The sequence below is a fragment of the Novispirillum itersonii genome, assembly GCF_014205675.1.
Classification (GTDB): domain Bacteria; phylum Pseudomonadota; class Alphaproteobacteria; order Rhodospirillales; family Rhodospirillaceae; genus Novispirillum; species Novispirillum itersonii_A.
This window is the reverse complement of sequence record NZ_JACIIX010000004.1, coordinates 112,452-137,989: the sequence shown is the minus strand read 5'-3', so window position 1 is coordinate 137,989 and position 25,538 is coordinate 112,452. Positions and strand designations below refer to the sequence as shown.

Below are 25,538 nucleotides of genomic sequence, written 5' to 3'. Positions count from 1 at the left end.
AAGAGTGTGGATTCTGTAACCTTGCGGTCTGTGCGGGCTTTTGCGACCATTGACCTGACATAACTGGCAGGGGAGGGTCCGATGGCCGCCTCATTCGTGTTCATCATCGCCTGTGGCTTGCTGGCGATTGGGTACGCTGCCTTCGCCACCCGGTCGATTTTATCCGCCGGAACCGGCACTGCTGAAATGCAGAGAATTGCCGCCGCCGTGCAGGAAGGGGCTGCGGCCTATCTTAAGCGACAATACAAAACCATCGCCGTTGTCGGGGCCCTGATCGGGATTCTCCTCGGGGCTCGCCTTGGCCTTCATGTGGCCGTCGGTTACGCCATCGGGGCCGGGCTTTCCGCCCTCACCGGCTTTGCCGGAATGCATGTTTCGGTGCGGGCAAACGTCCGTACGGCAGAGGCAGCCCGCAGTGGTGGCCTTGCTCCGGCATTGCAGGTGGCGTTCCGCTCCGGGGCGATTACCGGTCTGCTGGTTGTTGGTCTCGGCCTGCTGGGGGTGGCGGGCTACTATGCCGTTCTGCTGGCCGGGGGGCTGGCGCAGCGGCAGATTCTCGAAGCGTTGGTCGCTCTCAGTTTCGGGGCATCCCTGATTTCGATTTTCGCCCGGCTGGGCGGGGGGATCTTTACCAAAGGGGCCGACGTCGGGGCCGATCTGGTCGGCAAGGTTGAGGCCGGAATTCCCGAGGATGATCCCCGCAATCCGGCCGTCATCGCCGATAATGTCGGGGACAACGTCGGCGACTGTGCCGGGATGGCGGCGGACCTCTTTGAAACCTACGCCGTTACGGTGGTGGCGACCATGCTGTTGGGGGCAATTTTCTTCCCCGACGGACAGGCCGCGTCGATGATGATGTTTCCGTTGATGATCGGGGCTGTCTGCATCGTGGCATCGGTGATCGCCACGTTTTTTGTTCATCTGGGGCCTTCGGGCAATATCATGCAGGCGCTGTATAAGGGATTTATCGGTGCCGCCGGAGTTTCTGCGGTGCTGATCATCGGCGTTACCCTCCTGATGTTTCCGGACGGTGCCGTCACCCGCAGCGGGCAGATGATCAGTGCTGCCGCGATGATCGGATGTTCCTTTACGGGACTGGCCGTTACCGGGCTGATTGTCTGGATCACCGAATATTATACGGGAACGAATCACCGGCCGGTTCATTCGGTGGCCCGGGCCTCGGAAACCGGGCACGGAACCAATGTCATTCAGGGATTGGCGGTGTCGATGGAGGCGACTGCCCTGCCGGTGGCTGTGATCAGTATCGGTATTCTCGTCGCCTATGGTCTGGCTGGCCTGTATGGCATTGCCATCGCTGCCACGACTATGCTGGCGCTGGCGGGGATTGTCGTCGCGCTGGATGCCTATGGGCCGGTGACGGACAATGCGGGGGGGATCGCCGAGATGGCAAACCTTCCCCCGGAGGTCAGAAAGATTACGGATGCCCTTGATGCGGTTGGAAATACCACCAAGGCCGTGACCAAAGGATATGCGATTGGATCCGCCGGTCTCGCTGCTCTGGTGCTGTTTGCGGCGTATATTGAGGATCTGCATCACTACTTTCCGGATCTGTCGGTGCAGTTTTCGTTGCAGGACCCCTATGTGGTGGTCGGATTGTTTATCGGCGGACTTTTACCGTATCTGTTCGGTGCCCTCGGCATGCAGGCTGTCGGGCGGGCGGCCGGGGCTGTGGTGCTGGAGGTCCGACGCCAGTTTCAGACAATCCCGGGGATTATGGAGGGGACCGCCAAACCGGAATACGGAACCTGCGTCGATATGCTGACCCGGGCTGCCATCCGGGAAATGATCGTGCCGTCCCTGCTGCCCGTATTGTCACCAGTGATCCTGACAGGGGTGGTCTGGCTGTTTTCGGGGCAGGCTGCTGCCTTTACGGCACTGGGGGCGATGCTGCTGGGAACCATCGTCACCGGGCTGTTTGTCGCCATCTCGATGACATCGGGCGGTGGTGCCTGGGATAATGCCAAAAAGTACATTGAGGACGGTCATTTCGGCGGTAAGGGATCCGATGCCCATAAGGCAGCGGTGACCGGCGATACCGTCGGGGATCCGTACAAGGATACGGCAGGCCCGGCCATTAATCCGATGATCAAGATCACCAACATCGTGGCCATTCTGCTGCTGGCGCTGATCGCGTCATAGAGCGCACAGCAGACGGGGCCCTCCGCTGTGGAGGGCCCCGTCTGTATTGCTGGATAGCGGGTGGCCGTTACTTGGACCCCTGGCCGCCGCTGTTGAAGCGGCCGATGTTGCCAAGGAACTGTTCCATGATCGTCAGCTCATGCCCGGCGCTGGGGGTCTTGCGGGAAACCAGCGTGATTTCCTTCCCGGAGTTTTTGTCGAGGGTCTTCATTTCGTCCATCACGCCGCTTTTGTCGAAGGTGAAAATGATCACCTGACGCTCCAGCTCTTCATTCGCATGAAATGAAACCTGCTGATGGCGGGAGCCGATGTAGTACCAGACCTCTCCGTTATCAAACATCGACGTGGTAGACGGTGTACCCAGAACCTGCGCGATGTCGGCGCGGGTGCTTTTGCCCGGTTCAATCTGGGAGAGGGCGCTTTTCGGGGGCATGGCCCCATGGGTGCGGACTTCCGGAGAGCAGGCAGCCAGCAGAATTCCGCAGGCCATCAGGGCGGGGATGGCGGTCAATCTGACAATCCGACTCGTACCTAAGGCCATCTGTCCAGACTCATCCTAAAAAAGGGTTCGGCGTTCGGTGGCCCGCCTCTTGCGGCAGATGCCAAGCCACGCAACCTTATAGCAGCAGCGCACTTCATTTGCAAAGCTGGGACCGGCTCCGCTCCCTTTTGCTCGACACCACAGGGTGGCTGGGCTAAATGCAGGGCTAACGATACTGACGACCGTAAAGAAGGAACCTCCATGTTCGGCTTTTTCAGGAAGCGCCGCTGGCAGAAGCCCGCCGAGGGGCTGTATCTGTCCCTGGTGGCGCAGTCCCGCCAGGAGCAGTTCTATGTCGGGGATGGTGTGCCAGATACTGTCGACGGCCGTTTTGACATGATCTGTCTGCATGCCTTTCTCGTGCTGCGCCGCCTGAAGGCGGAGCAGACGCCGGATGCGGCGGAGCTGGCGCAGGCCGTCTTCGACCTTATGTTTCAGGATATGGATCGCAACCTCCGTGAAATGGGGGTCGGAGATCTGTCCGTCGGTAAACATATCAAGGGGATGGCGAAAGCCCTCTATGGCCGTATCGCTGCCTATGAGGAAGGGGTGACGGTAACGGAACCCGGCCCGCTGGCTGATGCGCTGACGCGGAATCTCTACCGCGGGACCGAACCCGATCCGGCTCAGATTGACAGGATGTCGTCTTATGTCCGGGCGCAGGCTGCCGCTCTTGCCGATCAGCCCATCGGTGAGCTGATCGCTGGGAAGGTTTCCTTCCGCGCCCGCTGAGCATCATTCATGTCTGCTCCATTGCCGAGATCGTATGGGGCAAGATTTCATTGAAACGTTATTGTACGCCATGGCTGCCATTCGGCACGCTGGCGCAAGGATGAGGGAGGGTGTGATGACCCAGAACCAGCCAGAAACGGGGAGCGCAACCCCGGCCGCCCCGGAGTTTTCCCGCCCTGTCAATGTGGAGCGTCTGCCTGATCTTGGCCGCCACTGGACGGTGGAGCCCACGGCGGAGGAGGCGCTGGCGCTGGCGGGGCGCTTTAGCCTGACTGCCCTGACATCCCTGAAGGGGGTGCTGCACGTCAAGCCTTTTGCCGGTGGCAGTCTCCTGAAGGTGACGGGGACCATGACCGCTGTGGTGGAACAGAACTGCGTGGTGACCCTGCAACCGCTGAGCACTACGATTTCTGAAGAAATTGACCGGATTTTCAGCTTCAATGCCCCGAAGGAGCTGCCGCTGGAAGTGGAGTGGACCGTGGAGGATCAAGATCTTCCTGACCCGGTGGTTGACGGCATGATTGATCTTGGCGAAATTGTCGCTGAACAGCTGGCGCTGTCGATTGATCCTTACCCGCGGGCAGAAGGGGTTGCCTTTACCGTGCCTGATGCGGTAATCGGTGTGACCGTCAACGGACCGGAAAAAGAGAATCCGTTTTCCGCCCTTGCCGGGCTGAAGAATAAAAATCCGCTTAAAGAGTAAGGTGGCAGTTGCGGTCCACCGCCTTTTTGTATAATAAGGCTGACCTTCCAGTCAGGGCAGCCAAGGGCACCGTGCCGGTGCCATCGCCAGACTGGCCCTGAGAACCGGATTGAGAGTAGCAGAAAATGGCCGTTCCTAAGAAGAAGACCTCCAAGTCCCGTCGCAACATGCGTCGTTCGCACGATGGCGTCGTGGCTCATGCCCACAACGAATGCCCGAACTGCGGCGAAATGAAGCGCCCGCATCACGTTTGCGGCTCCTGCGGCCACTATGACGGTCGTGAAGTCGTGGCGTCCGAGGCCGCTTAAGGCCTCGGGATGCGTCTGACCGACAGGTGTGAGGTGGTGCTTTGAGCGCTCCGCTCGTTCTCGCGCTTGATGCCATGGGAGGGGACTTTGCCCCGAAGATGGTGGTCAAGAGCATTAAAATTGCGCGGAAACGCTATCCAAACGTGCATTACCTGCTGTTTGGAGATGAAGCTAAAATTCGGCCACTGCTGAAAAAGAAGCTTCGTCCATATTGCACCATCCGCCACACCCCGGATGCCGTTACCAATGACGATAAGCCGTCTCAGGCTGTTCGTCAGGGGCGGAATTCCAGTATGTGGCTGGCCATCAAGGCGGTGAAGGATGGGGAGGCGGCCGGTATCGTCTCTGCCGGAAACACCGGCGCCCTGATGGCGATGGCCAAGTTGATTTTACGGACCCTGCCGGGCGTGAACCGTCCGGCCATCGCGACTCTCCTGCCGACAATCCGGGGGGAAAGCGTGATGCTGGATCTTGGCGCCAACGCGGAATGCGACGCCAATAATCTGGTGGAATTCGCGATTATGGGCGAAGTTTTCGCCCGCTCGCTTCTCGGGCTTGACCGTCCGACGGTCGGATTGCTGAATATCGGGTCCGAGGACCTGAAAGGCACCGACACCCTGCGCCTTGCGTCCCAGATGCTGCGCGACAATGCGCCTGAGAGCATGGAGTTCAAGGGCTTCGTCGAAGGTAATGATATCGGTGCCGGTGCGGTGGATGTCGTTGTCACCGACGGCTTTACCGGCAACGTTGCGCTGAAGACCGCAGAGGGGACCGCGAAGCTTTACAGCACGTTCCTGAAGTCTGCCTTTGAGGCAAGCTTCCTCGCCAAGATCGGGTATCTTCTGGCGAAGGGCGCAATGGACCGTGTGAAGAAGCGCACCGACCCCCGCCGTTATAACGGCGCGATGTTCATTGGATTGAATGGGATCTGCGTGAAGAGTCATGGCGGCACCGATCATGTCGGCTTTGCCAATGCCATCGGCGTTGCCGTTGATCTCGTCAGCAATGAGCTGAACGAAAAAATCAAGGAAGAGTGCCGCCACCTTGGCGAACGTGTCCAACAGCGTGCCGCTGCCCCGGCAGAAGCCGGGCAGCCTGTGGATGCTGTTGTTCTCCCCGGATCACCCACGGGACCTGCTGCATCTGATGGTGCTGCGCAGGCTCTGTAATTCGTGACGGATATCCAGTGCGGGGTCTGTCCCTATGGCTTGGGGTGGCCCTTCACGTACTGATGCGGAAGGCTGAAACAGCATGGTCTGGCGTTCGGTTATTGCAGGCACAGGGTCATACCTTCCGGAACGGATCGTCAGCAATGCCGAAATGGCAGAGCGTGTTGATACGTCTGATGACTGGATCATCGAGCGGACCGGGATCCGCCAGCGCCATGTCGCTGCGGAAGGCGAGTGCACCTCCGATCTCGCCATCAAGGCGGCTGAGCGTGCCTTGGCTGCGGCTGGCGTTGATGGCAAGGACATCGACCTGATCGTTCTCGCGACGGCGACCCCGGATTATACCTTCCCCTCGACAGCCGTTACCGTTCAGGCCCATTTCGGGTGCGCCGGTGTTCCGGCGTTCGATGTGCAGGCCGTCTGTTCCGGGTTTGTCTATGCCCTGACGGTTGCCGATAATTTCATCAAAGCCGGGCAGGTTAAGACGGCTCTGGTGATTGGGGCTGAGACGTTCTCGCGTATTCTGGATTGGAATGACCGCACCACCTGCGTGTTGTTCGGGGACGGTGCCGGTGCCGTGGTGCTGAAGGCTGAAGAGGGGGATGGCAGCTCTTCTGACCGGGGCATCCTGACCACGCACCTGCATGCTGACGGGCGTCAGCATGATCTCCTGTACGTTGATGGCGGCCCGTCGAAGACCCAGACCACCGGATACCTGCGGATGCAGGGCCGTGAAGTGTTCCGTCATGCCGTGGTCAATCTGGCCGCTGTCGTGGATGAAGCCCTGAAGGCAACCGGACTGACCTCCGCTGATATCGACTGGCTGGTTCCGCATCAGGCGAACCGCCGCATCCTTGATGGCACCGCCAAGAAGCTGGGGGTCAGCCCGGATAAGGTTGTAATCACCGTTGACCGCCACGCCAATACCTCTGCCGCCTCCATCCCGCTTGCTTTGGATGAGGCTGTCCGGGATGGCCGCGTCCGGGAAGGACAGGTTGTCATTCTGGAGGCCATGGGGGGTGGTTTCACGTGGGGGTCTGCCCTGATTCGGATGTAAGCCTCAGCGGGCTTTCCTCTTAAGACCGGGTGCCGGAGGGCTTTGAGGGCCTTCCGGCACCCGTATTCTTTTTTAAAAGACTAATCATTTCAGCGGGAAAGCCGTTCCAAGTTAAGGCGAAAGCTTTTCTGCGCACTGTAAGAGGCATCCTCAAACCTCTGATATTGACGGATTTCCATATCAGGGATACCGTTGCAAAGGATCATCTCCTTTCGGTGAGGTCGGATTATGTCGGGACATACCATTACGCGGGCCCAGCTGAGTGAAGCTGTATATCAGGAAGTCGGTCTGTCTCGGAACGAGTCGTCCGAACTCCTTGAGATGGTGTTGCATGAAATTTCGCAGGCTCTGGCGGAAGGAGAGGCTGTGAAGATCTCTTCCTTTGGCAGTTTTTCGGTCCGGCAGAAGGGGCAGCGCGTCGGGCGCAACCCTAAGACAGGGGATGAAGTGCCAATCCTTCCGCGGAAGGTTCTGGTTTTTCGCCCGTCACAACTTCTGAAAGCGCAGATTAACGCGGGGCTCGGCGACTGACTGGAAGAGGGGAGGGGGCTTTTCCCCTTCACCTCCCGTGATGATGCCGGGGTTTACCGCGTCCTGCTTACAGAAATGGGTGAGGAGGCGGCATGGGATACGCAATGGTTCAGCAGGATACTCGCCGTTCCGCAAAATCGGATACGGCATTCAGGACGATCAGTGAGGTTGCGGACGATCTGGATGTGCCGCAGCATGTTCTCCGGTTTTGGGAAACCAAGTTCACGCAGATCCGCCCGATGAAGCGGGGCGGCGGGCGGCGGTATTACCGGCCGGAAGATGTTACCCTGCTCCGGCGGATCCGGGCCCTTTTGTATGATGATGGTTTCACCATTAAGGGGGTTCAGAAACTTCTGCGGGAAGGGGGTGTTGCACCGGGAGAGCCGGTCGCCGCCGCTTTGCTGGATGCCGAGACCGTTGTCGCCGGTACTGCGTCTGTCGTTGCTTCTGCACCGGAGGAGGAGGCCCCCTCTCCGGCCGAACCGTCTCTTGAGGCCCCTGAAGAGCCGGAGCAGATCGACATTTTTATGGCGATCGAGCGTCAGGTTGCCGCTGAAGGCCTGCAAGACAGGCAGCGGCGCGAACTGAGTGCCATTATTGATGAGCTGACGTCGGTACAGCGTTTGTTGAGTTCAGCGTTTTCGTGATGGCCTGATCTCACCCGTTCGGAAAGGGCTGCCGCAAAAGGCAGCCCTTTTCTTTTTTTGTTCAGAGGGTTGCTTTGGAAGTGCCCCCGCTGACGCTGACGCGACTTTTTTGAGAAAATGCCAGAATCAGGCATTGCGCTTATGGCCCGGTCTGGCTATAGTCCCGTTCCCCGCTGATGGCGGGCACTGCCGCGAAAGCAGCAGTCTGAAACGGTCGGAGTGTAGCGCAGCCTGGTAGCGCACTTGACTGGGGGTCAAGGGGCCGTGGGTTCAAATCCCGCCACTCCGACCATTTCTCCCCCAAATTTCCCACTGACACAGCAGTGTAAATATCCTTCTCTTTTAAGCGGAAGGAAGGATATACTTCCCTTTAGGGTTTTCCCTTCAGGGTGGAAGGTATGTTCTCGCTCTCGCCATTCTCTCCGGTTCAGCTTTATGAACAGGTGCGGCCAGCTCCCCGGATCGGGCGGGCGAATGAGCACCCATTTTCTGCGCCCGAACAGGATACTGCCGCTTCCCGAAAAAGGGAGCAGGCCGATCGGGGTGCCGCAGCCCAGGAACAGGCCCTGCGCGGGTTCGGCGGATCAGCCACCCTCCTGTCGTCAGCGCTGCTGGCAGAGCTGGGGCGGCATATGGCCCTTCCTGCCCAGACGCAGGCAACAGTAACACCTGAAAAAGAGACGCAAGGGGCTGCCCTTGATAAAAAGCGCAAGTCCGTAGAGGATGACGCTGAGGCTGAATCTGAGGGCATCAGCGATGCGTCGGAAGAAAATGACGCTTCCGTGGGGCAAGGTGGCTTGTCAGGGGCTGCCGGAGGGCTCCGGCCAAAGGAAACCTCCGCGCAAGGTGGTGCCGTAGCGGAGGGCGCATCTGTGACCAATGAAGATGCGGTCAGTGCGGAGCCCGATCGCAGCGCGTTCCTTGTCCGGCTTCAGCGTGCAAAATCTGTTTATGCACAAGGGCAGATGGCATCCGGTGATTATAGCTTCGTCCGGACTGCTGAAGTTTTTCAGATGGTTGCGTGATGGTATTCAGATAACTTGAAGCGCTGACAGAGCTGTGACCCGGCGCATTGTTTATACAGCGACACCTCATGGTTTTGGCCATGCGGCCATTCTGACCGCCGTCATGGCGTCTGTCGCGGTACGGTATCCGGCCGTTCGCCAGACATTGGTGACCACAGTCCCGGAAGCTGTGCTGCGGGAGCGCTTCTCTGGTGCTTATGAGGTGGTGCCGCATCAGTGCCCGACAGATTTCGGCATGATGATGTCATCCACCACCCGCATCAGGCTGCCTGAGACACTCGACCGCTATCGCACAGTCCATGCGCAGGGCAGTGAAGCCCTGTTGGAATGGCGCTCTCTGCTTGGACGTCTCAAGCCCTCTCTCGTGGTGTCCTCGGCGTCATATATGGCGGTTGCGGCGGCATCTTCTCTTTCCGTTCCTGCGGTTACGGCCGGCCCGTTCCTGTGGCACGATATTATACAGGCATACGCCCCCGGAGCTGTTGATGTTCTGAGCGAGATGGCCGCTGGCTATCAGGCCGCATCCGCATTCCTGTTAACGACGCCGCACGTCAAGCCAACCGTTTCCGGCCCTGAAGCCTTGACGGTGGGGCCGGTTGGCCTTGGTGGCTTTGACCGGCGGACCGAATTGCTGCGGCGCGGGATCGTTCGGGATGGGGAGCGGGTGGTGTTTGCCAGTCTGGGCGGCATGCAGGAAGATGTTCCGTATCAGCGCTGGCTCTGCCCTTCTGGATGGAGGCTGCTGACGCAGCAGGATGCCTCCCGCACGGGTCTGCGCATCAGCGATCTGATCGCCTCTGCGTCTGCTGTGGTGACCAAGCCGGGCTACGGAACCTATGTCGAGGCGGCTCTTGCCTGGGCTCATCTGATCAGCCGCTCAAGGCCTGATTGGCCGGAGACCACTGGCTTGATCCGTTGGTATCAGGGGCTGGGGCTGCCGGCGGAAGATGTGCCGGAAGAGAGTTTCTCTGAAGCCGGGCCGCTTGTTGGATTGGCTGCCAGCAAACCTATTTCCACCCGCCTCGCCGGATATCCCGGCCCCTCTGGCCTGAGGACTTCCGGGGCGGAGGACTGTGCAGCCCTGCTGATGCAGCGCTTTCTGGCCTGAGCCGGAAAGGTGAGGAGGCATGCGCCAAAAACGACCGGGGCCGCATCTTCTGAGGATGCGGCCCCGGGCAGTTTTATCCGTCAGGAAGCAGTGTCAGCGGGCACGGCCAATACCAAGAAAGCGGGCCCGGTTAAACGCTTCATCAAGGCGCCTCTGACGGCGAAGAAACCGTTTCCGCAACAGGTCGAACGGCACGGTCAGAAGCAAGGCGAACACCAAAAATTCAATCACGGGCGCCTCAATGGTCAAATTTGTTGCCATTAACCCGGTCGGCACCATCATCCGGTGTGATGCGGCGCACAGACGAAAAATCCGTATTCTTCCGCAACAAAACCATTCCCCTGGCGGGCCGATTCGGTGATGTCGATTATAGGGAGGAGGAAAGCCAATACAAATGTTGTTTTCTTATCCTGAAGGATAGAGCCATCAATTGCAGGCCTACCGACAGAATGCCTAAGACCCTGCCTTATTTCGCACCCTGCGCAGGTGGTGGGGGAAACATCTGAATGTGGACGATCGGGGCGGGTTGGTTCGGTCCGTTGACAGACCAGTCATAAACAACCCAGCCGGGATAACCGGGGATGCCGGTTGATTTGTTCTCAGCGTTGGTTTTGATGACGGTGGCGTCGGTCATGACCCGGACCTTGCCGTTCGGGGTCAGGCCCAGCGCCTGAAGCTCTTCCCGGGCCCCAGGTTTGGCACCGGTCGCAGCCACCACGTAGAGGACACCATTTTTGCGGACTTCCATCCGCAGGATTTCCATGCCCCGGCGGGGGAAGCTGACCTGAGACGTTCCGGTGAAGCGGCCCAGACGTTCATAATACACATCAAAGGTGCCCCGCCCGATGGGGCGGACCTGCTTGAACCCCTCGTCCCGCTGAAGGTCCCGCAGGATGGCGGCTTCCTTGTCCCGGATTTCCGAGACGTCTTTCAGGGCTCCCGTCACGATGTCTTTGTATAAGGGGACCCAGACCATTTTTCCCTTGAAGATCAGCGCATAATCGCCATTTTTTGCAATTCTGATTTCAGTCAGGAAGTCGTCCGGCATGTAACAGCTGGCGGCCAGCGGTGCCAGAAAAAGCAAAACCAGAACTGCCCGCAGGGACCGGTAGCGCAGACTGATCCAGCCGGTGATCCTCTTAAAGGCCATTGGCATGGTCTTCCTCCTTGGCATGGTCTTCCTCCTTGGCAATGGTCCACAGGGCATCCATTTCCGGCAGAGTTGACTGTTCGGGGGTCCGGCCCCGGTCTTTCAGCAGGGCCTCAACCCGGCGGAAGCGCCGTTCAAACTTGATATTGGTACTGCGAAGGGCCCCTTCCGGTTCAATTCCGGCCTTGCGGGCCAGATTGACCACGGTGAACAGCAGATCACCGATTTCATCGCGGATCCGCGATGGATTTTGCTCCGCAGCGCTGAATTCGACCCGGACTTCTTCCAGCTCTTCCTCAATTTTACCAAGGATATCCGCTGCATCCGTCCAGTCAAACCCGACCCGGGCAACACGGTTTTGCAGTTTCAGGGCCCGGGTCATGGCGGGCAGGGTGGATGTCAGGTCATCCAGCACGCTGTGATCGGGGCTCTTGGCCTTCGCCGCCCGTTCGGCCGCCTTGATATCCTCCCACGCCCGGGTCTGGTCCTCGGCGTCAGCCACAACACTGTCCCCGAAAACATGAGGATGGCGGCGGATCAGCTTGTCCGCGCAGCGTTCCGCGATATCGGTGAAGCTGAAGGCCCCGGCATCTTTGGCAATCTGCCCATGGAAGACCACCTGAAGCAGCAGGTCTCCAAGCTCATCCTTCAGGGATTCCATGTCGCTCCGCTCGATTGCTTCCGCCACCTCGTAAGCTTCCTCGATGGTGTGGGGGGCAATGGTGGCGAAGCTCTGCTCCAGATCCCACGGGCAGCCGCCGTCAGGGTTGCGCAGGCTTTCCATGATGGCGAGCAGACGCTGCACCGGATCGGAATGGGTCGGGATCGGCAGCGGGGAGCGGGACATGGGCAGGGTCCTCTGTGTGGAAAGGAAATGCACGGTATGGCACTGTGATAGCAGAGGTTGCCGCATCTGCGATAGAGGGGGATCGGCATGATGCGGGAAGGGTTTTCTTCCGGGCGCGGAGGACGTATAAGAACGCGGGTTTGTGCATGTCTTCCATCGGCCAAGGGATGACCGGTATGAGTGAGAAAAAGTTCTACGTCATTGGCGGTGAATACGCCGATTCCGCGTTTACCCGGATTGCCACGGGCAAGACCCTTGAGAAGTACGGTCCGTATACCGCCGATGAGGCACGCGCTTTCTGGCGCGACATCACCGGCCGCACGGTTGACAACGCCATGGTGCGCTATGTCGTGAAGGCGGACGAGGATCTGGAAGACAGCCAGTATTACGTGGTGGGCGGCGAATATGCCGACAGCGATTTCCATGAAATCGCCGCCGGTAAGAAGCTGGAAGTTTATGGTCCGTTCGCCCGCCAGCAGGCGCTGGACTTCTGGCGCGGTATCACCAGCCAGACCATCGACTCCTGCCTGCACCGCTACGACATCAGCCGCAACGATCCGCGCGGCTGATTACCGGTTATTCCCACACACTGCCGGGGTCGGCCCGCCATCCATCCAGGATGCGGTCGGCTTCGGCAGATGTGATACGGTCGAACACCCGCAGCGCGGCCAGAAGGCCATCAGACCTCTGGCTGGTGCCATAAGGGGCTATTCCGTTCAGGCGGGCGTACAGTTCGGCGAAGACCGTGCGGGATGCGCCGCCGGACCGGCAGATGACGGCAAGCGCCCGGCCCGCAGGCGTGTAGAGGACCTGCGCCACGGCGGAGGCCGGCAGGCGTGTTACCTGCGCCATCAGGGCATCAGCCCGCTCGGACTGCCCATCCCGCAGGGCTTTCAGGAAAGCATCCAGCAGCGAATTCATCGGAACATCGGGACTTGCCGCTGTTCCGGGCGTCCGCCTAGTAGCGAAAATGCCCGAAGCATCCTCCGCTGCGGCAAACAGGTCCTGCTCGACGCCGGAGGGCAGAGTCGGCCCAAACAGATCGGCCAGAAAAGCCCGGACGGCAGATCCGGCACACAGAGACAGCCGGGACGCCAGAACCGGGGTCAGTTCCGCCCGTCGGGCCAGAGGCCAGTGCAGGTCAGGCGCATGGGCTGCGCGTTCGGTCAGGCGCAACATTCCGTTGGAGGAAATCGCGGCCTGCGGGTTTGAGGCAATCAGCATTGCGACGGTATCATCGCCCAAAACCAGAAGAACGTCGGTCACCGGGCTTGACAGGCTTTTCCGTTCACTGATCGCAAGGCGGTGGTCTACGCCGCGTTCCATCACAATGGCAATCAGCGCTGTGTCATCCAGCAGCGGGCTGCGGACCAGAACCGGTCTGGCGATGTCGATGCTGTCCCGTGCCAGAAGCGCAACCAGCGATGCGGGGACCGTATCGCGGTCTGCCAGCCGGTCGGCGAGCACCCGCCGGACCGTCCGCTCAATCTGCGGGTAAAGCCTTTCAAGGATTTCAAAGGCGATGGCATTTTCCGACGGTGTCAGCGGCGTGTCACCGTCTGCACACAGCGAGAAAACAGCTTCAGCCACCTGACCGCGGTCGATCTCCGGCCATACGGCCCGATCGGCGGCAGCAAAGGCTGTCAGGACATCCCAGGGGGAGGAATGCATTGCGACCTCCACCGGCACCATGGGGGCCGGTACTAAGAACAGGGAATGTCCGAGTATACCCCGGACAGCCGCTGCTTCAGTGATTTCGGTCACATTCTGTGTCGGGGGAGACGTATCTCAGGGTCAGTCCAGCCGCAGACGGCACACAACCGGCGTGTGGTCGGATGCTTTTTCCTTCCCGCGCGGCCCCCGGTCAATCTCGCAGCTTTCCAGGGAATCGGCGGCGGCGGGGGACAACAGGAAATGGTCAATCCGCAGGCCGTTATCTTTCGGCCATGCTCCGGCCTGATAATCCCAGAACGAATAGCGGTTGGGTTCTTTGTTCACCGCCCGGAAGGCTTCGGTATAGCCAAGGTGGAGCAGGGCGCGGAACCGGGCCCGGCTTTCCGGGCGGCACAGCGCGTCATTGGCCCAGCCGGTGGGGTCGTAGACGTCCTCATCCGTCGGGCAGATATTGTAATCGCCCCCCAGAACCACCGGCAGACCGCAGCCGAGCAGGGCCTGCGCACGGTCATACAGCCGTTCCATCCACGACAGTTTGTAGGGGTACTTTTCGGTATCGACCGGATTTCCGTTCGGCAGGTAGAGGCTGGCGATCCGCACCGCTCCGGCGATGGTGGCCTCGATATAGCGGGCCTGCACATCGGTGTCATCGCCGGGCAGGCCACGCATCACATCACTGACCGGCAGCTTCGAGAGCAGAGCCACCCCGTTATAGGCCTTCTGCCCGTGGACGTGGCAGTCATAGCCCGCCGCCTCCAGCGCGCTGAAAGGGAACGCCTCATCCATGCACTTCAGTTCCTGCAACAGCAGAACATCCGGCGCGGCGGATCCGATCCAGTCCAGCACGTTATCGAGGCGGGCCTTGACCGAATTGACGTTCCAGGTGGCGATGGTGATCATAAAAATGTCCGGACGGAGAGAAATCAGACGGCGAAGGACGTGCCGCAACCGCAGGTCGAGGTGGCATTGGGGTTGCGGATGACAAAGGCCGCCGCCATCAGGTCCTCGCTGAAATCAATCACCGAGCCCCGCAGCAGGTCAAGGGATCCTTCATCAATGACCACCTTTACGCCGTGGCGTTCCAGCACCAGATCATCGTCGCGGGTTTTTGCGTCCAGATCAAACCCGTACTTGAAGCCGGAGCATCCGCCGCCGGAAACCTCGACCCGTAACATCAGGGCAGCGTTGTTTTCCTGCGTGATCAGCTGGCCGATCCGCCGGGCGGCCGATTCAGACAGGTCAAGATCTTGGGGGGACAGGGCCTGAGCCATGATGGAATACCCGATCAGAAGACAGTGGATTTATTCCAAACTTAGGGCCCTTTCCGCAGACTGGCAAGGCCGGGCTGCATGGGCAGGGTTGCCTCCGCGGTGGGCTTGGGGGTAGTGTGCGCACATGATGACCCAGACGCCCCCGCCGCTGGCCTCTTACGCGTCAGATCCGCGCCAGACCCGCGGCCGCCTGTACGCGGAAGACGGAACCGCTGAACGCGACGCTTACCAGCGTGACCGCGACCGCATTATCCATTGCGGGGCTTTCCGGCGCCTCCAGTATAAAACGCAGGTTTTCGTCTACCATGAAGGGGAAAACTACCGCACCCGCCTGACCCACAGTCTGGAGGTGGCGCAGATTGCCCGTTCCGTGGCGCGGTCCCTGTTTCTGAACGAGGATCTGGCCGAGGCGCTGGCGCTGGCCCATGACCTTGGCCATACCCCCTTCGGCCATGCCGGGGAGGATGCCCTGAAGGCCTGTATGGATGCGGAGTATCAGGGGTTTGACCATAATGCCCAGTCCCTGCGGATCCTGACCAAGCTGGAACGCCGCTATGTCGGCTTTGACGGCCTGAACCTGACGTGGGAAACCCTGGAAGGGGTGGTCAAGCACAATGGCCCCCTGACCGGACCGCTGGCGCAGGCCATGGCGGCGGAGCGGGGCAAGGATCTGAAGCCCCTGCCGCTGGCGATCACCGAATACGCCACCCTGCATGATCTGGAGCTGGACACCTTTGCCGGTCCGGAGGCACAGGTGGCGGCACTGGCCGATGACATCGCCTATAACGCCCATGATATCGACGACGGGTTGCGGGCCGGGCTGTTTGAAGAGGCCGCGCTGTATGACGTGCCGCTGGTCGGCCCGATCCTGAAAGATCTGCGGCAGAAGCATCCGGATCTGGAACGGACCCGGCTGGTGTATGAGACAGTGCGCCGCCTGATCACCGCCATGGTGTATGATCTTCTGGCCGAAACCCGCCGCCGTCTGGAGGAAGACCGTCCGCAGACGGTGGAGGACGTGCGGCGCAATCATCGGCCGATCGTTTCGTTTTCGGCGGAAATGGTGGAAAATGACAGAGCTTTCAAAGGCTTCCTGTTCCCCAACATGTACCGCCATTACCGCGTCAACCGGATGACCAGCAAAGCCCGCCGCGTTGTGCGCGATTTATTTACTCTTTTCCTGCAAGAACCAAGGTTGTTGCCGCCGGACTGGCAGCGGGGCTGCGAGGGGGTTAACCACCCGCGCACCGCCCGCCGGGTGGCGGATTATATAGCCGGAATGACTGACCGTTTCGCTCTTGATGAGCATCGCCGCCTCTTTGACCCTTCGGTAAAGCCATGAATCTCTTCACTCTCTTTCATTCCCACGTTCTCGCCGTCATCGACGGTCTTGTCTCTGCGGGCACCCTGCCTGCCGGGTTGAAGACCGCCGCCGTCACGGTGGAGCCGCCGCGCGACCCCAGCCATGGCGACATTTCGACCAACGCGGCGATGGTGCTGGCAAAGGCTGCGGGGATGAAGCCGCGCGATCTGGCCGACCATATCGCTGCCGGACTGAAGGCGGTGGACGGGGTGACGGCGGTGGATATCGCCGGGCCGGGCTTCATCAACCTGCGGGTTGCCTTTGGCCTGTGGGCGGATGTCCTGCGGCATGCCCTGCGATCCGGGACGGCCTTTGGCAATTCCACCGTCGGTCAGGGGGTAAAGGTCAACGTTGAATACGTTTCCGCCAACCCGACGGGGCCGATGCATGTCGGCCATGCCCGTGGGGCCTGCATCGGCGACGCGCTGGCCAATCTGCTGGCCAAGGCCGGGTTTGATGTGACCAAGGAATATTACATCAACGATGCCGGGGCGCAGGTGGATGTGCTGGCCCGGGCCCTGCGGGCGCGCTATCTGGTCGCCTGCGGCGCGATCACCCAGGACGAATTTGACCGCCAGCTGGCTGCCAAGGAAATTCAGTATGGCGGCGAATATCTGGTAGAAACCGCACAGATCCTGAAGGACCGTGACGGCGACCGCTGGGTCACTGCCACCGAGGAAGAGTGGATCCCGGCCCTGCGGGAATTCGGCATCGCCGAAATGATGAAGATGATCCGCGAAGACCTTGATCTTCTTGGTGTTCAGCATGACGTCTTCACGTCCGAGCTGGGAATGGTCAAGTCGGGCGAAGTGGTGCGGGCCAAGGAGCTGCTTGACGGCAAAGGCCTGCTGTATGTCGGCGTGCTGGAGCCGCCGAAAGGTAAGACCCCGGAAGACTGGGAACCGCGCCCGCAGACCCTGTTCAAGGCGACCGACTTCGGCGACGACGTTGACCGCCCGCTGATGAAAAGCGATGGCAGCTGGACCTATTTCGCCTCCGATATCGCCTATCACGCCGACAAGTACCGGCGGGGCTTCACCCAGATGATTGACGTTCTGGGGGCTGACCACGGCGGCTACGTCAAGCGCATGCAGGCGGCGGTGCGGGCCCTGTCTGACCATCAGGCGGAGCTGGACGTCAAGCTGTGCCAGCTGGTGAAGCTGATGGATAACGGCGAGCCGGTGAAAATGTCCAAGCGCGCCGGGACGTTTGTCACCCTGCGCGAGGTGGTGGAGCGTGTCGGCAAGGATGTCGTGCGCTTCATCATGCTCAGCCGTAAAAATGACATGGCGCTGGAATTTGATTACGCCAAGGTCACGGAACAGAGCAAAGATAACCCGGTTTTCTACGTCCAGTATGCCTATGCCCGCATTCAGTCGGTGAAGCGCCATTTTGTGGCGGCGATGCCGGACACCGATCTGTCTCCTCAGGCTCTGGCCGGGGCTGATCTTGCGCTGCTGACCGACAGTGACGAACAGGCGCTGGTGAAGCTGATCGCCTGCTGGCCGCGTCTGGTTGAGGCGGCGGCGGAAGTGCACGAGCCGCACCGGATTGCCTTTGCCCTCGGGGAAGTCGCCGCCGCGTTCCACGCCCTGTGGAACAAGGGCCGGGAGAATGCCGATCTCCGCTTCCTGATCGCAGAGAATGCCGCGCTGTCGCTGGCCCGTCTGGCCCTCCTGGAAGGGGTGGCGACGGTGATTGCCTCCGGTCTGGAGGTTCTGGGTGTGGTTCCGGTTGAGGAGATGTAAACTATGCGCGAGCCCCGGGAGCCGCGTCTGACACGTCCGACCCCGCAGCAGGGAGCGGGACGGGAAGCTGCCTTCGGGCGTCCCGCCCGTCCGGCGCGGCAGGAGCCTGACCTGTTCGATCTGTTCCCCGGCCGGAATGACCCGCAGGGCTGGGACGGGGACGCTTATCCGCCGCAGACGCCTGCGTATCCGGATCCGTCCGTGGCGCAGACGCCTGCCGGGCACGATCCTTATGCGGTGCCCCCGGCTTCGCGGAATGCGGCCTTCAGTCCGGCTGAGGACTATCCGGACCCGTTCGGCCGCAGCCCGCAGCAGATGGCGCCCCAGCCGCAGCCGCAGATACAGCCGAACCGGCCACAGCGTGCCCCGGCCACCGCCGCCTATAGTGTGGGGCCGGTTTCTGCTGTCGATCCCCGCGATCCGTTCCATCCGGCCCCGCTGAGCACGGACCCCGCGGCAACGGGATGGCATGATCCGGAATGGGATGAACCGGCGGCAACGCCGTTTTCGTCCCGCCCGGCCCTTGATCCGTCTGCTGATATGCGCCGGGAGCCGGTCATGGTGCCGCAGGAGCCGCGTCGCGCCGTGCCTGCGGAACCGCCATTCCGGGCCCAGCTTCCGCAGGATCCCTATGGCGAAGTCCGTTACGACAGCGGATACGAAGAACCGGACGACAGCGCCTGGGGAGGCCGACCGGTTACCCCGGCAGCACGCCCCGCGCCTGAGCCGGACCGCTATGCCGTCGAGGATGAGGATGCCTTTTTCCCTGCTGGCCCGCGTCGCGGTGCCTCTCAGGGGGTGTCTGAGCCGCCAATGGCCCCTCAGCTTCGGGACCCGTCCTTCAATGAGCCACCGGTGGGTGGTGAGGGGCCACCGCGCCGTCCGCCGCCCCGGCGGGAGCCGTCGGCGGCCCCTGCCGCAGAGGAACGCAGTGGCCCTCTGAGTGGCCTGCGTCTGAAAAACATTGACCCGCGCAAGCCGCGCATGGCGTCGCCATTCCCGATCACCGATCTTCCGGGAACTCCGCAGCAGCGCAGCAAGCTGATGCTGTGGATGGCGGTGGCCGCCGGGGTTCTGGCCGCCGGGGGTGCCGGGTGGTTCCTGATGCACAGCCGGGCCGGAGCTGACGGGCAGTTGGGCGCGCCGACCATTATGGCGGATCCGTCGCCCTATAAGGTCCGTCCGGCGGACCCGGGGGGAATGCAGGTCGCCAATCAGGACAAGATGGTCTATGAGCGGATCAGTCCGGATGAGGCCCAGCAGCCCGGGATCGAAAAACTGCTGCCGGAGCCGACGGTGCCGCGCGCCCCGGAGGTCAGCGAACCGCAACGCCCCGCACAGGCGGTGATTCCGGCTGGTCCCCATGCGATGGAAACAGCCGCTGCACCGGCCCCGTCTGCGGCTCCGGCCCCGGCGGCTTCTGCACCTCCGGCTCCGGGCGGCGCAGTGTCGGTCGGGCAGGTCGCGGCCCCGCCGATGGTGGCGTCTCCTCCTGCTCCGGTTCCCACCACGCCGCCGCCGTCCTTCTCGTCGCCGCAGCCTGCGGTGGCAGAAGTGCCGCGTGGCCCGGCGGTTTTGGGGCCGCCGGTTACCGGGCCATCCGGCACAGCCACCGCAACTGTCGGCGTTGCGCCGCAGGCTGCGGCTCCGGTGACACCTCCGCCCGCACGGACGGCGGCGACCGGTTCGTTCTCGGTCCAGCTGGCGGCCTTGCGGGATGAAGTCTCGGTGCGGAAGCAGTGGGACAGCCTGAAGACGAAGTATCCGGATCTGCTCGGCCCGTATTCCATGGGCATTGAAAAGGCGGATCTGGGCGAAAAGGGGGTGTTCTACCGCCTGCGGGCCACCGGCCTGCCGACGGAGGAGTCCGCCCGGGTTCTGTGTACTGAATTGGCCAAGCAGAAAGTGGGGTGCCTCTTTGTCGGGAAGTAACCATCTGCCGCAGGCTGTGGTCTATGGCTGCGCCGGGCCCCGCCTGAGTGTGGAAGAGAAGCGGTTTTTCCGGGATGCAGATCCGTTTGGATTCATTCTCTTCGCCCGTAACGTTGAGGATAAAGATCAGCTGCGCCGCCTGACGGATGACCTGCGGGACAGTGTCGGGCGGGCTGATGCCCCGGTACTGATTGATCAGGAAGGTGGGCGGGTCCGGCGGATGCGCCCGCCGGTCTGGGCGGAGTATCCGTCCATGCGGCCCTTCGGGGACCTCTGGCGGCGGGATCCGGCGGAGGCCGCCCGGCTGCTGCGCCTGAACACGTTGCTGCTGGATGCGGATCTGCGGGCCGTTGGCATTTCGGTCAACTGCACGCCGGTGTTGGATGTTCCGGTCGAAGGGGCCCATGACGTCATCGGCAACCGTGCCTTTTCCACGGACCCGGCCTGCGTTGCGGCGTTGGGCCGGGTGGCCTATGACGCCTGTCTGGAAGGGCAGATCCTGCCGGTGATCAAGCATCTGCCGGGCCATGGCCGCAGCCATGTGGATTCCCACCATACCCTTCCGGTTGTTGATACCCCTCTGCCCGAGCTGCGCGGGTCAGATTTCCTGCCGTTCCGCGATCTGAAGGATGCGGTCTTCGGCATGACGGCCCATATCGTCTTCCCCAGTATCGACGGGGATATCCCGGCAACGCAGTCGGCAACGGTGATCCGCGACATTATCCGGGGGGAGCTGGGCTTTACCGGCATTCTGATGACGGACGACCTGTCGATGAAGGCCCTGAAAGGGGACTTTACCAGCCGGGCACGGATCGCACTGGATGCGGGCTGTGATCTGGTTCTGCACTGCAACGGCGATATGGCGGAAATGACCGCTGTCGCCGAAGGGATGCGGGCGATGACCGCAGGTTGCTGGTCGCAGTGGCTGGCGGCCCGGGCGCTGTTGCCTGCGGCAGCCCCGGATTTTGATGTGGAAGAGGCCCGGCGCGAGATCGCCCGGGGGCTGGGACTGCCGCTGGCGGCCGCCTGACCCCTTTCTTTTGTGCCGCAACGAGAAGCGCCCCTCTGGCACCCTGCCGGAGGGGCGTTATATTGAGGCCAGATATTGCCTCGACGCCGGGAGCTGACAGCGCCGTGATCACCGATATTTTTAATGCCGAATGGCTCTATACCGCCTCGACATGGGTGCTTCCGGTTCTGCTGGCCGTTACCCTGCATGAGGTTGCCCATGGCTATGTCGCGGCCCTGTGCGGTGATCCGACCGCGCGGATGCTGGGGCGGCTGTCGCTGAATCCGTTGCGGCACGTTGACCGGATGGGGACGGTGATTTTGCCGGGCCTGTTGCTGCTGTTCAGTGCGCCGTTTCTGTTCGGCTGGGCCAAGCCGGTGCCGGTTGATTTCCGGCGCCTGCGGTCCCCGCGCCGGGATATGGTGCTGGTTGCTGCCGCCGGACCGGGCAGCAATCTCCTGATGGCGACCGCTGCGGCGTTTGGTCTGGCATTTCTGCTTGGGGGCCGGGGTGTCTCCACTGATTTCGGTCAATGGGTGGGGCTTAACCTCGTTAATGCCTTACAGTTCAATTGCCTGCTGGCGATTTTTAACATGATCCCACTGCCGCCGCTTGATGGTGGCCGCGTGGCGGTCGGGATTCTGCCGCAGGCGCTGGCGGTGCCGCTGGCCCGGATGGAGCGGTTCGGGATGGGCGTGATGATCGGGGTGGTGATGATCCTGCCGATGATCGGCAGCCAGCTGGGAATGAATCTGAACATCCTGTCCTGGCTGATCGGCCCGACGGTGCGGGCCCTCAGCGGGGGGCTGCTGTCTCTGGTAGGGCTCCCTTGATGGTTGCTGAGCCGGAGGCCGGAGGAGCACCGCTTTCCTTTGAAGGGGAAGCGGGGGGGGCGGATCCGGTCCATGCCCTTGTGGTCAATCTCAACGGCTACGATGGCCCGATTGATGTGTTGCTTCAGCTGGCGCGGGACCAGAAAGTTGATCTGGCGAAAATTTCGATCCTGCATCTGGCCGAACAGTATCTGGAATTTGTTGCCGAAGCCCGGAAGGAGCATCTGGAGCTGGCGGCTGACTATCTGGTGATGGCGGCATGGCTGGCGTATCTGAAATCCCGCCTGCTCCTGCCGCCGGAACCGGGAGGACCGGAACCCTCCGCCGAGGAGATGGCGGCGGCCCTCCAGTTCCAGTTACAACGTCTGGAAGCGATGCAGGAGGCGGCGCAGGCCCTGACATCCCGGCCGGTGCGCGGGCGGGATGTCTTCGCCCGAGGCTCGGCGGAAGGGGTGCGGCTGTCCACCACATCGGTGTGGGATGTCACGCTGTACGACCTTCTGAAAGCCTATGCCGACCACAAGCGGCGGGAAGGGGCCTCGGCCCTGCATATTGAGCCGCTGACCCTGTTTTCCGTCGATGAGGCCCTCAGCCGTCTGGAGGCGCTCCTGAATGTGGGGGCTTTGCCAGCCTGGGTTGACCTGCGCCGGTATCTGCCGGAAAATATTGCGGATCCACTGATGCGGCGGTCGTCGGTCTGTGCCCATTTCATTGCCTCGCTGGAGCTGGCAAAACAGGGGCGGCTCGATATCCGGCAGGAGGGCGGAGCCTATTCTCCGCTGCTGATCCGCGCCCGCGATGCCACCGCCGACGCCATCGATGCTCCCCACCCTCAGGATCTGCCAAATCATGAGTAACGGACCCGGTTTTTCCGATCCCGGCCTGACGGACAAAGACCTTTTTCACCTTCGCCTGCTGGAGGCGATCCTGTTCTCAGCCCCGGAGGCGCAGGCAGAGAAAGACCTGAAGGCACGGCTGCCGGATGCGGATGTTCCCGGCCTGCTGGATCTGTTGCAGAAACAGTATCAGGGGCGGGGGGTTGAGCTGCGGAAGACCGGATCCTCCTGGGCTTTCCGCACTGCGGAAAACCTTGCCCCGCACATGGTGGTGGAGCAGCAGGAAACCCGGAAGCTGTCGCGCGCGGCGCTGGAAACGCTGGCGATCATCGCCTATCACCAGCCGGTGACGCGGGCGGAGATCGAGGATATCCGCGGTGTTGCCGTTTCCAAGGGGACGCTTGATATTCTTCTGGAAGCCGGATGGATCCGGCCCCGTGGCCGCCGGGCATCGCCGGGGCGGCCGCTGACGTGGGGCACCAGCGATGCCTTTCTGGATCACTTCGGTCTCAACTCCCTGCGGGATCTGCCGGGGCTGGAGGATCTGCGGGCGGCCGGGTTGCTGGATCAGCGGCCCTCGATTGCTGCCTACGGTGCCCGGGCCCGGGATGAAGGGCCGCTGGTGGATATGGATGGGGAGGACGGTCCGGATCCCGATCAGATGGATCTGCCGGATATCTGATCGGGGTGCCTTCCGCTGCGATTGTCGTTTGCCTTTACCGTCAGTCCTGTGGGAAGAAAGATGGAGAATGAGTTGCAAACGCGCCCCGGTGTCTCCGCAGGGGCTCTGACAGAGGTTGCGCAGCGATGCATGTTGATCCGGTACGCCCGACCCGCCTGAGGGAAACACCGTCTCTCCAGAAGACCGGACTGACCATGGACCGGGTCCGTCATGCCTACGGAACCCGGCAGGTGGTGCACGATCTGTCACTCCAGATCGCCGACGGGGAACTGTTGTGTCTGCTGGGGCCCAGTGGTTGCGGCAAGACCACAACCCTGCGCATCGCCGCAGGGTTGGAAGAACCGGCGGGCGGCACGGTCTGGATCGGCGACCGGACTGTCGCCGGGCCTGACGTGTTTATCCCGCCGGAGCAGCGGGGCATTGGATTTCTGTTTCAGGATTATGCCCTGTTTCCCCATCTGACCGTTCTGGAGAATGTACGCTTCGGCATGACCCATCTTCCCCGGGCGGAGGGCGTGGCAAACGCCATGGCGGCCTTGAAGCGGGTGGGCATGGACGGTTACGCCGGAGTGTACCCGCATACGCTGTCCGGGGGGCAGCAGCAGCGTGTCGGGCTGGCGCGGGCGCTGGCACCGCGACCGCGCCTGATGCTGCTGGATGAGCCGTTTTCCGGGTTGGATAAACGGCTGCGCGATCAGGTCCGGGATCAGACCCTGCATCTGCTGAAGGACAGCGGCGTCTCAACCCTGATGGTCACCCATGACCCGGAAGAGGCGATGTTCATGGCCGATACCATCGCGCTGATGCGGGATGGCCATCTGGAACAGGTCGGAAACCCGGTGGAACTCTACTGTCGCCCGAAGACAGCCTTTGCCGCCCGTTTTTTCGGAGAGGTCAACAGCCTGCGCGCATCCTGCCGCAATGGCAGGGTGGAAACACCGCTGGGGGTTTTTGAGGCTCCGGATGGACTGCGTGACGGCGTGGTCGAGGTGTTGATCCGGCCCGAGGGGCTGCGTCTGGACGCGGTTCAGGATGGCGAGGAGCCTGCCGTTCTGGCGACAGTCGCCGAGAGCCGGATGCTGGGGCGGAGCAGTCTGGTGCATCTGCGCATTGACACCGGTGCCGGTCCGCTCCATCTCCACTCCCGGATGCCGGGGCTGTTTCTGCCCCCGCCGGGGGAGCCTCTGGCTGTTGTCCCGGACCGCTCTCAGGTGTTCGTTTTCGCGGCTGACGCAGATTTGTAACTCTGCGACTGACTTTGTAACATTGCGGCGCGGCAGGCTTTCTGCGATGATCCGCGCCCAACCCCCTTTGCCGACCACAGTTGCGCGGAGTTTTCTGACGTCATGGGTACTTTCAGCATTTGGCACTGGCTTGTCATTCTCGTTATCGTTCTGGTGCTGTTCGGCGGCGGCAAGATTCCGCGCCTGATGGGTGACTTCGCCAAGGGTATCAAGGCGTTCAAGAGCGGTCTTAACGAAGATGAGGCCAAGGCCGATCCGGCCAAGACGGACGTTCCGGCCCAGCCGCGCGTTGAAACCGCGACCGACACCGCCAAGGCGGATGCCAAAGACAAGACCCCGTCTGCCTGAGACGATGATGGCCACCGGCCGGTGGCAGGAAGACCCCGTCCGGCGGGGTTCCTGCCCGCCGGTGTCCTTGATGTATCCATTGTCACCGGTCCTATCAGCACCGGTCGCATCGGCCGGGCTGTTGTTTTCGGGGTTTAACACATGTTTGATCTGGGCTGGTCCGAGATCCTTCTGATCGGGATCGTCACTCTGGTCGCGCTGGGGCCGAAAGAGCTGCCGCAGGCCCTGCGTATGGTCGGGCAGGCCCTGCGGAAGGTCCGGTCCCTGACATCAGAAGTCCATAAACAGATGGACGATCTGATGCGGGAGACCGAGTTGCACGAACTGCGCGATCAGGCCCGGATCATCTCCCCCGGAACCCTGAATGAACAGGCGCGGTCTTTGCTCGACCCTGACGGATCAATCCAGAAGGGATTCAGCGGGATGCCGCCATCCCCGGGGGCCTTTTCGGCCCCCACGGCCTCGACCCCGTCTTCAGCGCTGCCGTCTCTGCCGCCTGCCGCCCGCCCGGCGGTTGCCGCAGAGCCCGTAAAGCCATCCCCGCTGCCGCCGATCCGGCCGTCTTCCGGCCCGGCAGAGCCTCCGCCGCAGGGGTGACGGTCCTGTTTCCGGCGGCCCGA

The 25,538-nt window shown here is 61.8% G+C and carries 28 protein-coding genes and 1 tRNA gene; 22 read left to right on the top strand and 7 right to left on the bottom strand.

The window, feature by feature from the left end; genetic code table 11:
- The first annotated feature begins 81 nt into the window (after positions 1-81).
- Positions 82-2,160: a sodium-translocating pyrophosphatase gene (locus FHS48_RS07315; protein ID WP_184262857.1), complete on the top strand. Its 2,079-nt coding sequence runs from the start codon at positions 82-84 to the stop codon at positions 2,158-2,160.
- Between the two features lie 67 nt (positions 2,161-2,227).
- On the opposite strand, the gene FHS48_RS07310 is transcribed toward FHS48_RS07315, so the two are convergent.
- Positions 2,228-2,671, bottom strand: a complete 444-nt coding sequence (locus FHS48_RS07310) for an outer membrane protein assembly factor BamE (RefSeq protein WP_184262855.1) — start codon at positions 2,669-2,671, stop codon at positions 2,228-2,230.
- 231 nt (positions 2,672-2,902) lie between these two features.
- On the opposite strand from FHS48_RS07310, the gene FHS48_RS07305 reads away from it, so the two are divergent.
- The 10 genes from FHS48_RS07305 to FHS48_RS07260 all read left to right on the top strand — a co-directional run bounded on the left by FHS48_RS07305 (position 2,903) and on the right by FHS48_RS07260 (position 9,981).
- Positions 2,903-3,433: a ubiquinol-cytochrome C chaperone family protein gene (locus FHS48_RS07305; protein WP_184262853.1), complete on the top strand. Its 531-nt coding sequence runs from the start codon at positions 2,903-2,905 to the stop codon at positions 3,431-3,433.
- A 115-nt stretch (positions 3,434-3,548) separates the two neighbouring features.
- The gene (locus tag FHS48_RS07300; RefSeq protein ID WP_184262851.1) at positions 3,549-4,136 is read left to right on the top strand and encodes a YceD family protein; all 588 of its coding nucleotides are present in this window, start codon (positions 3,549-3,551) and stop codon (positions 4,134-4,136) included.
- Between the two features lie 125 nt (positions 4,137-4,261).
- Entirely contained in the window at positions 4,262-4,444 is a 183-nt protein-coding gene (rpmF, locus tag FHS48_RS07295; RefSeq protein WP_081628399.1) for a 50S ribosomal protein L32, read from the top strand.
- A 41-nt stretch (positions 4,445-4,485) separates the two neighbouring features.
- Positions 4,486-5,613 carry a phosphate acyltransferase PlsX gene (gene plsX / locus FHS48_RS07290; protein ID WP_416046507.1) on the top strand — a complete coding sequence of 376 codons (1,128 nt, stop codon included), beginning with the start codon at positions 4,486-4,488 and terminating at the stop codon, positions 5,611-5,613.
- Between the two features lie 82 nt (positions 5,614-5,695).
- Positions 5,696-6,670, top strand: a complete 975-nt coding sequence (locus FHS48_RS07285) for a beta-ketoacyl-ACP synthase III (protein WP_184262849.1) — start codon at positions 5,696-5,698, stop codon at positions 6,668-6,670.
- A 228-nt stretch (positions 6,671-6,898) separates the two neighbouring features.
- The gene (locus FHS48_RS07280; RefSeq protein ID WP_184262848.1) at positions 6,899-7,201 is read left to right on the top strand and encodes an integration host factor subunit alpha; all 303 of its coding nucleotides are present in this window, start codon (positions 6,899-6,901) and stop codon (positions 7,199-7,201) included.
- A gap of 104 nt (positions 7,202-7,305) precedes the next feature.
- A complete protein-coding gene (locus tag FHS48_RS07275) occupies positions 7,306-7,848 on the top strand; it encodes a MerR family transcriptional regulator (RefSeq protein ID WP_260402387.1) in 543 nt (180 codons plus the stop codon).
- A 215-nt stretch (positions 7,849-8,063) separates the two neighbouring features.
- A tRNA-Pro gene (locus FHS48_RS07270) sits at positions 8,064-8,140 on the top strand.
- 106 nt (positions 8,141-8,246) lie between these two features.
- The gene (locus FHS48_RS07265) at positions 8,247-8,873 is read left to right on the top strand and encodes a hypothetical protein (protein ID WP_184262846.1); all 627 of its coding nucleotides are present in this window, start codon (positions 8,247-8,249) and stop codon (positions 8,871-8,873) included.
- Positions 8,874-8,907: 34 nt separating this feature from the next.
- The gene (locus FHS48_RS07260; protein ID WP_184262845.1) at positions 8,908-9,981 is read left to right on the top strand and encodes a hypothetical protein; all 1,074 of its coding nucleotides are present in this window, start codon (positions 8,908-8,910) and stop codon (positions 9,979-9,981) included.
- A 93-nt stretch (positions 9,982-10,074) separates the two neighbouring features.
- Here FHS48_RS07260 and FHS48_RS07255 read toward each other — a convergent pair whose 3' ends face one another.
- From FHS48_RS07255 to mazG, 3 genes are all read right to left on the bottom strand, one after another.
- On the bottom strand, positions 10,075-10,263 hold the full coding sequence (locus tag FHS48_RS07255) for a hypothetical protein (RefSeq protein ID WP_184262844.1): 189 nt from the start codon (positions 10,261-10,263) through the stop codon (positions 10,075-10,077).
- Between the two features lie 184 nt (positions 10,264-10,447).
- Positions 10,448-11,131, bottom strand: coding sequence for a hypothetical protein (locus FHS48_RS07250; RefSeq protein WP_184262843.1), 684 nt, complete (start codon positions 11,129-11,131; stop codon positions 10,448-10,450).
- Positions 11,121-11,978: a nucleoside triphosphate pyrophosphohydrolase gene (gene mazG / locus FHS48_RS07245; protein ID WP_184262842.1), complete on the bottom strand. Its 858-nt coding sequence runs from the start codon at positions 11,976-11,978 to the stop codon at positions 11,121-11,123. The genes FHS48_RS07250 and mazG overlap by 11 nt, the downstream gene beginning before the upstream one ends.
- Before the next feature lie 176 nt (positions 11,979-12,154).
- Here mazG and FHS48_RS07240 point away from each other — a divergent pair, with 176 nt between their 5' ends.
- A complete protein-coding gene (locus tag FHS48_RS07240) occupies positions 12,155-12,547 on the top strand; it encodes a DUF4170 domain-containing protein (RefSeq protein ID WP_184262841.1) in 393 nt (130 codons plus the stop codon).
- A gap of 7 nt (positions 12,548-12,554) precedes the next feature.
- Here FHS48_RS07240 and FHS48_RS07235 read toward each other — a convergent pair whose 3' ends face one another.
- The 3 genes from FHS48_RS07235 to erpA all read right to left on the bottom strand — a co-directional run bounded on the left by FHS48_RS07235 (position 12,555) and on the right by erpA (position 14,923).
- The gene (locus FHS48_RS07235; RefSeq protein ID WP_184262840.1) at positions 12,555-13,649 is read right to left on the bottom strand and encodes a DUF2336 domain-containing protein; all 1,095 of its coding nucleotides are present in this window, start codon (positions 13,647-13,649) and stop codon (positions 12,555-12,557) included.
- 123 nt (positions 13,650-13,772) lie between these two features.
- Entirely contained in the window at positions 13,773-14,552 is a 780-nt protein-coding gene (gene xth, locus FHS48_RS07230; protein ID WP_184262839.1) for an exodeoxyribonuclease III, read from the bottom strand.
- Between the two features lie 23 nt (positions 14,553-14,575).
- Positions 14,576-14,923 carry an iron-sulfur cluster insertion protein ErpA gene (gene erpA, locus FHS48_RS07225; protein WP_184262837.1) on the bottom strand — a complete coding sequence of 116 codons (348 nt, stop codon included), beginning with the start codon at positions 14,921-14,923 and terminating at the stop codon, positions 14,576-14,578.
- 124 nt (positions 14,924-15,047) lie between these two features.
- Between erpA and FHS48_RS07220 the strand changes: the two genes are divergently transcribed.
- The 10 genes from FHS48_RS07220 (at position 15,048) to tatB (ending at position 25,515) form a co-directional block, all read left to right on the top strand.
- On the top strand, positions 15,048-16,265 hold the full coding sequence (locus tag FHS48_RS07220) for a deoxyguanosinetriphosphate triphosphohydrolase (protein ID WP_221443410.1): 1,218 nt from the start codon (positions 15,048-15,050) through the stop codon (positions 16,263-16,265).
- Positions 16,262-18,034: an arginine--tRNA ligase gene (gene argS, locus FHS48_RS07215; protein ID WP_184262835.1), complete on the top strand. Its 1,773-nt coding sequence runs from the start codon at positions 16,262-16,264 to the stop codon at positions 18,032-18,034. Before FHS48_RS07220 ends, argS begins: the two co-directional genes overlap by 4 nt.
- Positions 18,035-18,037: 3 nt before the next feature.
- The gene (locus FHS48_RS07210) at positions 18,038-19,966 is read left to right on the top strand and encodes an SPOR domain-containing protein (RefSeq protein ID WP_184262833.1); all 1,929 of its coding nucleotides are present in this window, start codon (positions 18,038-18,040) and stop codon (positions 19,964-19,966) included.
- Positions 19,953-20,996: a beta-N-acetylhexosaminidase gene (nagZ, locus tag FHS48_RS07205; protein WP_184262831.1), complete on the top strand. Its 1,044-nt coding sequence runs from the start codon at positions 19,953-19,955 to the stop codon at positions 20,994-20,996. The genes FHS48_RS07210 and nagZ overlap by 14 nt, the downstream gene beginning before the upstream one ends.
- Positions 20,997-21,100: 104 nt before the next feature.
- Complete coding sequence (locus tag FHS48_RS07200; RefSeq protein ID WP_184262829.1) at positions 21,101-21,808, top strand: site-2 protease family protein; 708 nt, start codon at positions 21,101-21,103, stop codon at positions 21,806-21,808.
- Positions 21,808-22,665: a segregation and condensation protein A gene (locus tag FHS48_RS07195; RefSeq protein ID WP_260402386.1), complete on the top strand. Its 858-nt coding sequence runs from the start codon at positions 21,808-21,810 to the stop codon at positions 22,663-22,665. Before FHS48_RS07200 ends, FHS48_RS07195 begins: the two co-directional genes overlap by 1 nt.
- Positions 22,658-23,326: an SMC-Scp complex subunit ScpB gene (scpB, locus tag FHS48_RS07190; RefSeq protein WP_184262827.1), complete on the top strand. Its 669-nt coding sequence runs from the start codon at positions 22,658-22,660 to the stop codon at positions 23,324-23,326. The genes FHS48_RS07195 and scpB overlap by 8 nt, the downstream gene beginning before the upstream one ends.
- Positions 23,327-23,451: 125 nt before the next feature.
- Positions 23,452-24,570, top strand: coding sequence for an ABC transporter ATP-binding protein (locus FHS48_RS07185; RefSeq protein WP_260402385.1), 1,119 nt, complete (start codon positions 23,452-23,454; stop codon positions 24,568-24,570).
- 102 nt (positions 24,571-24,672) lie between these two features.
- The gene (locus tag FHS48_RS07180; RefSeq protein ID WP_184262825.1) at positions 24,673-24,918 is read left to right on the top strand and encodes a twin-arginine translocase TatA/TatE family subunit; all 246 of its coding nucleotides are present in this window, start codon (positions 24,673-24,675) and stop codon (positions 24,916-24,918) included.
- 141 nt (positions 24,919-25,059) lie between these two features.
- On the top strand, positions 25,060-25,515 hold the full coding sequence (gene tatB / locus FHS48_RS07175; protein ID WP_184262823.1) for a Sec-independent protein translocase protein TatB: 456 nt from the start codon (positions 25,060-25,062) through the stop codon (positions 25,513-25,515).
- The last annotated feature ends 23 nt before the right edge of the window (positions 25,516-25,538 follow it).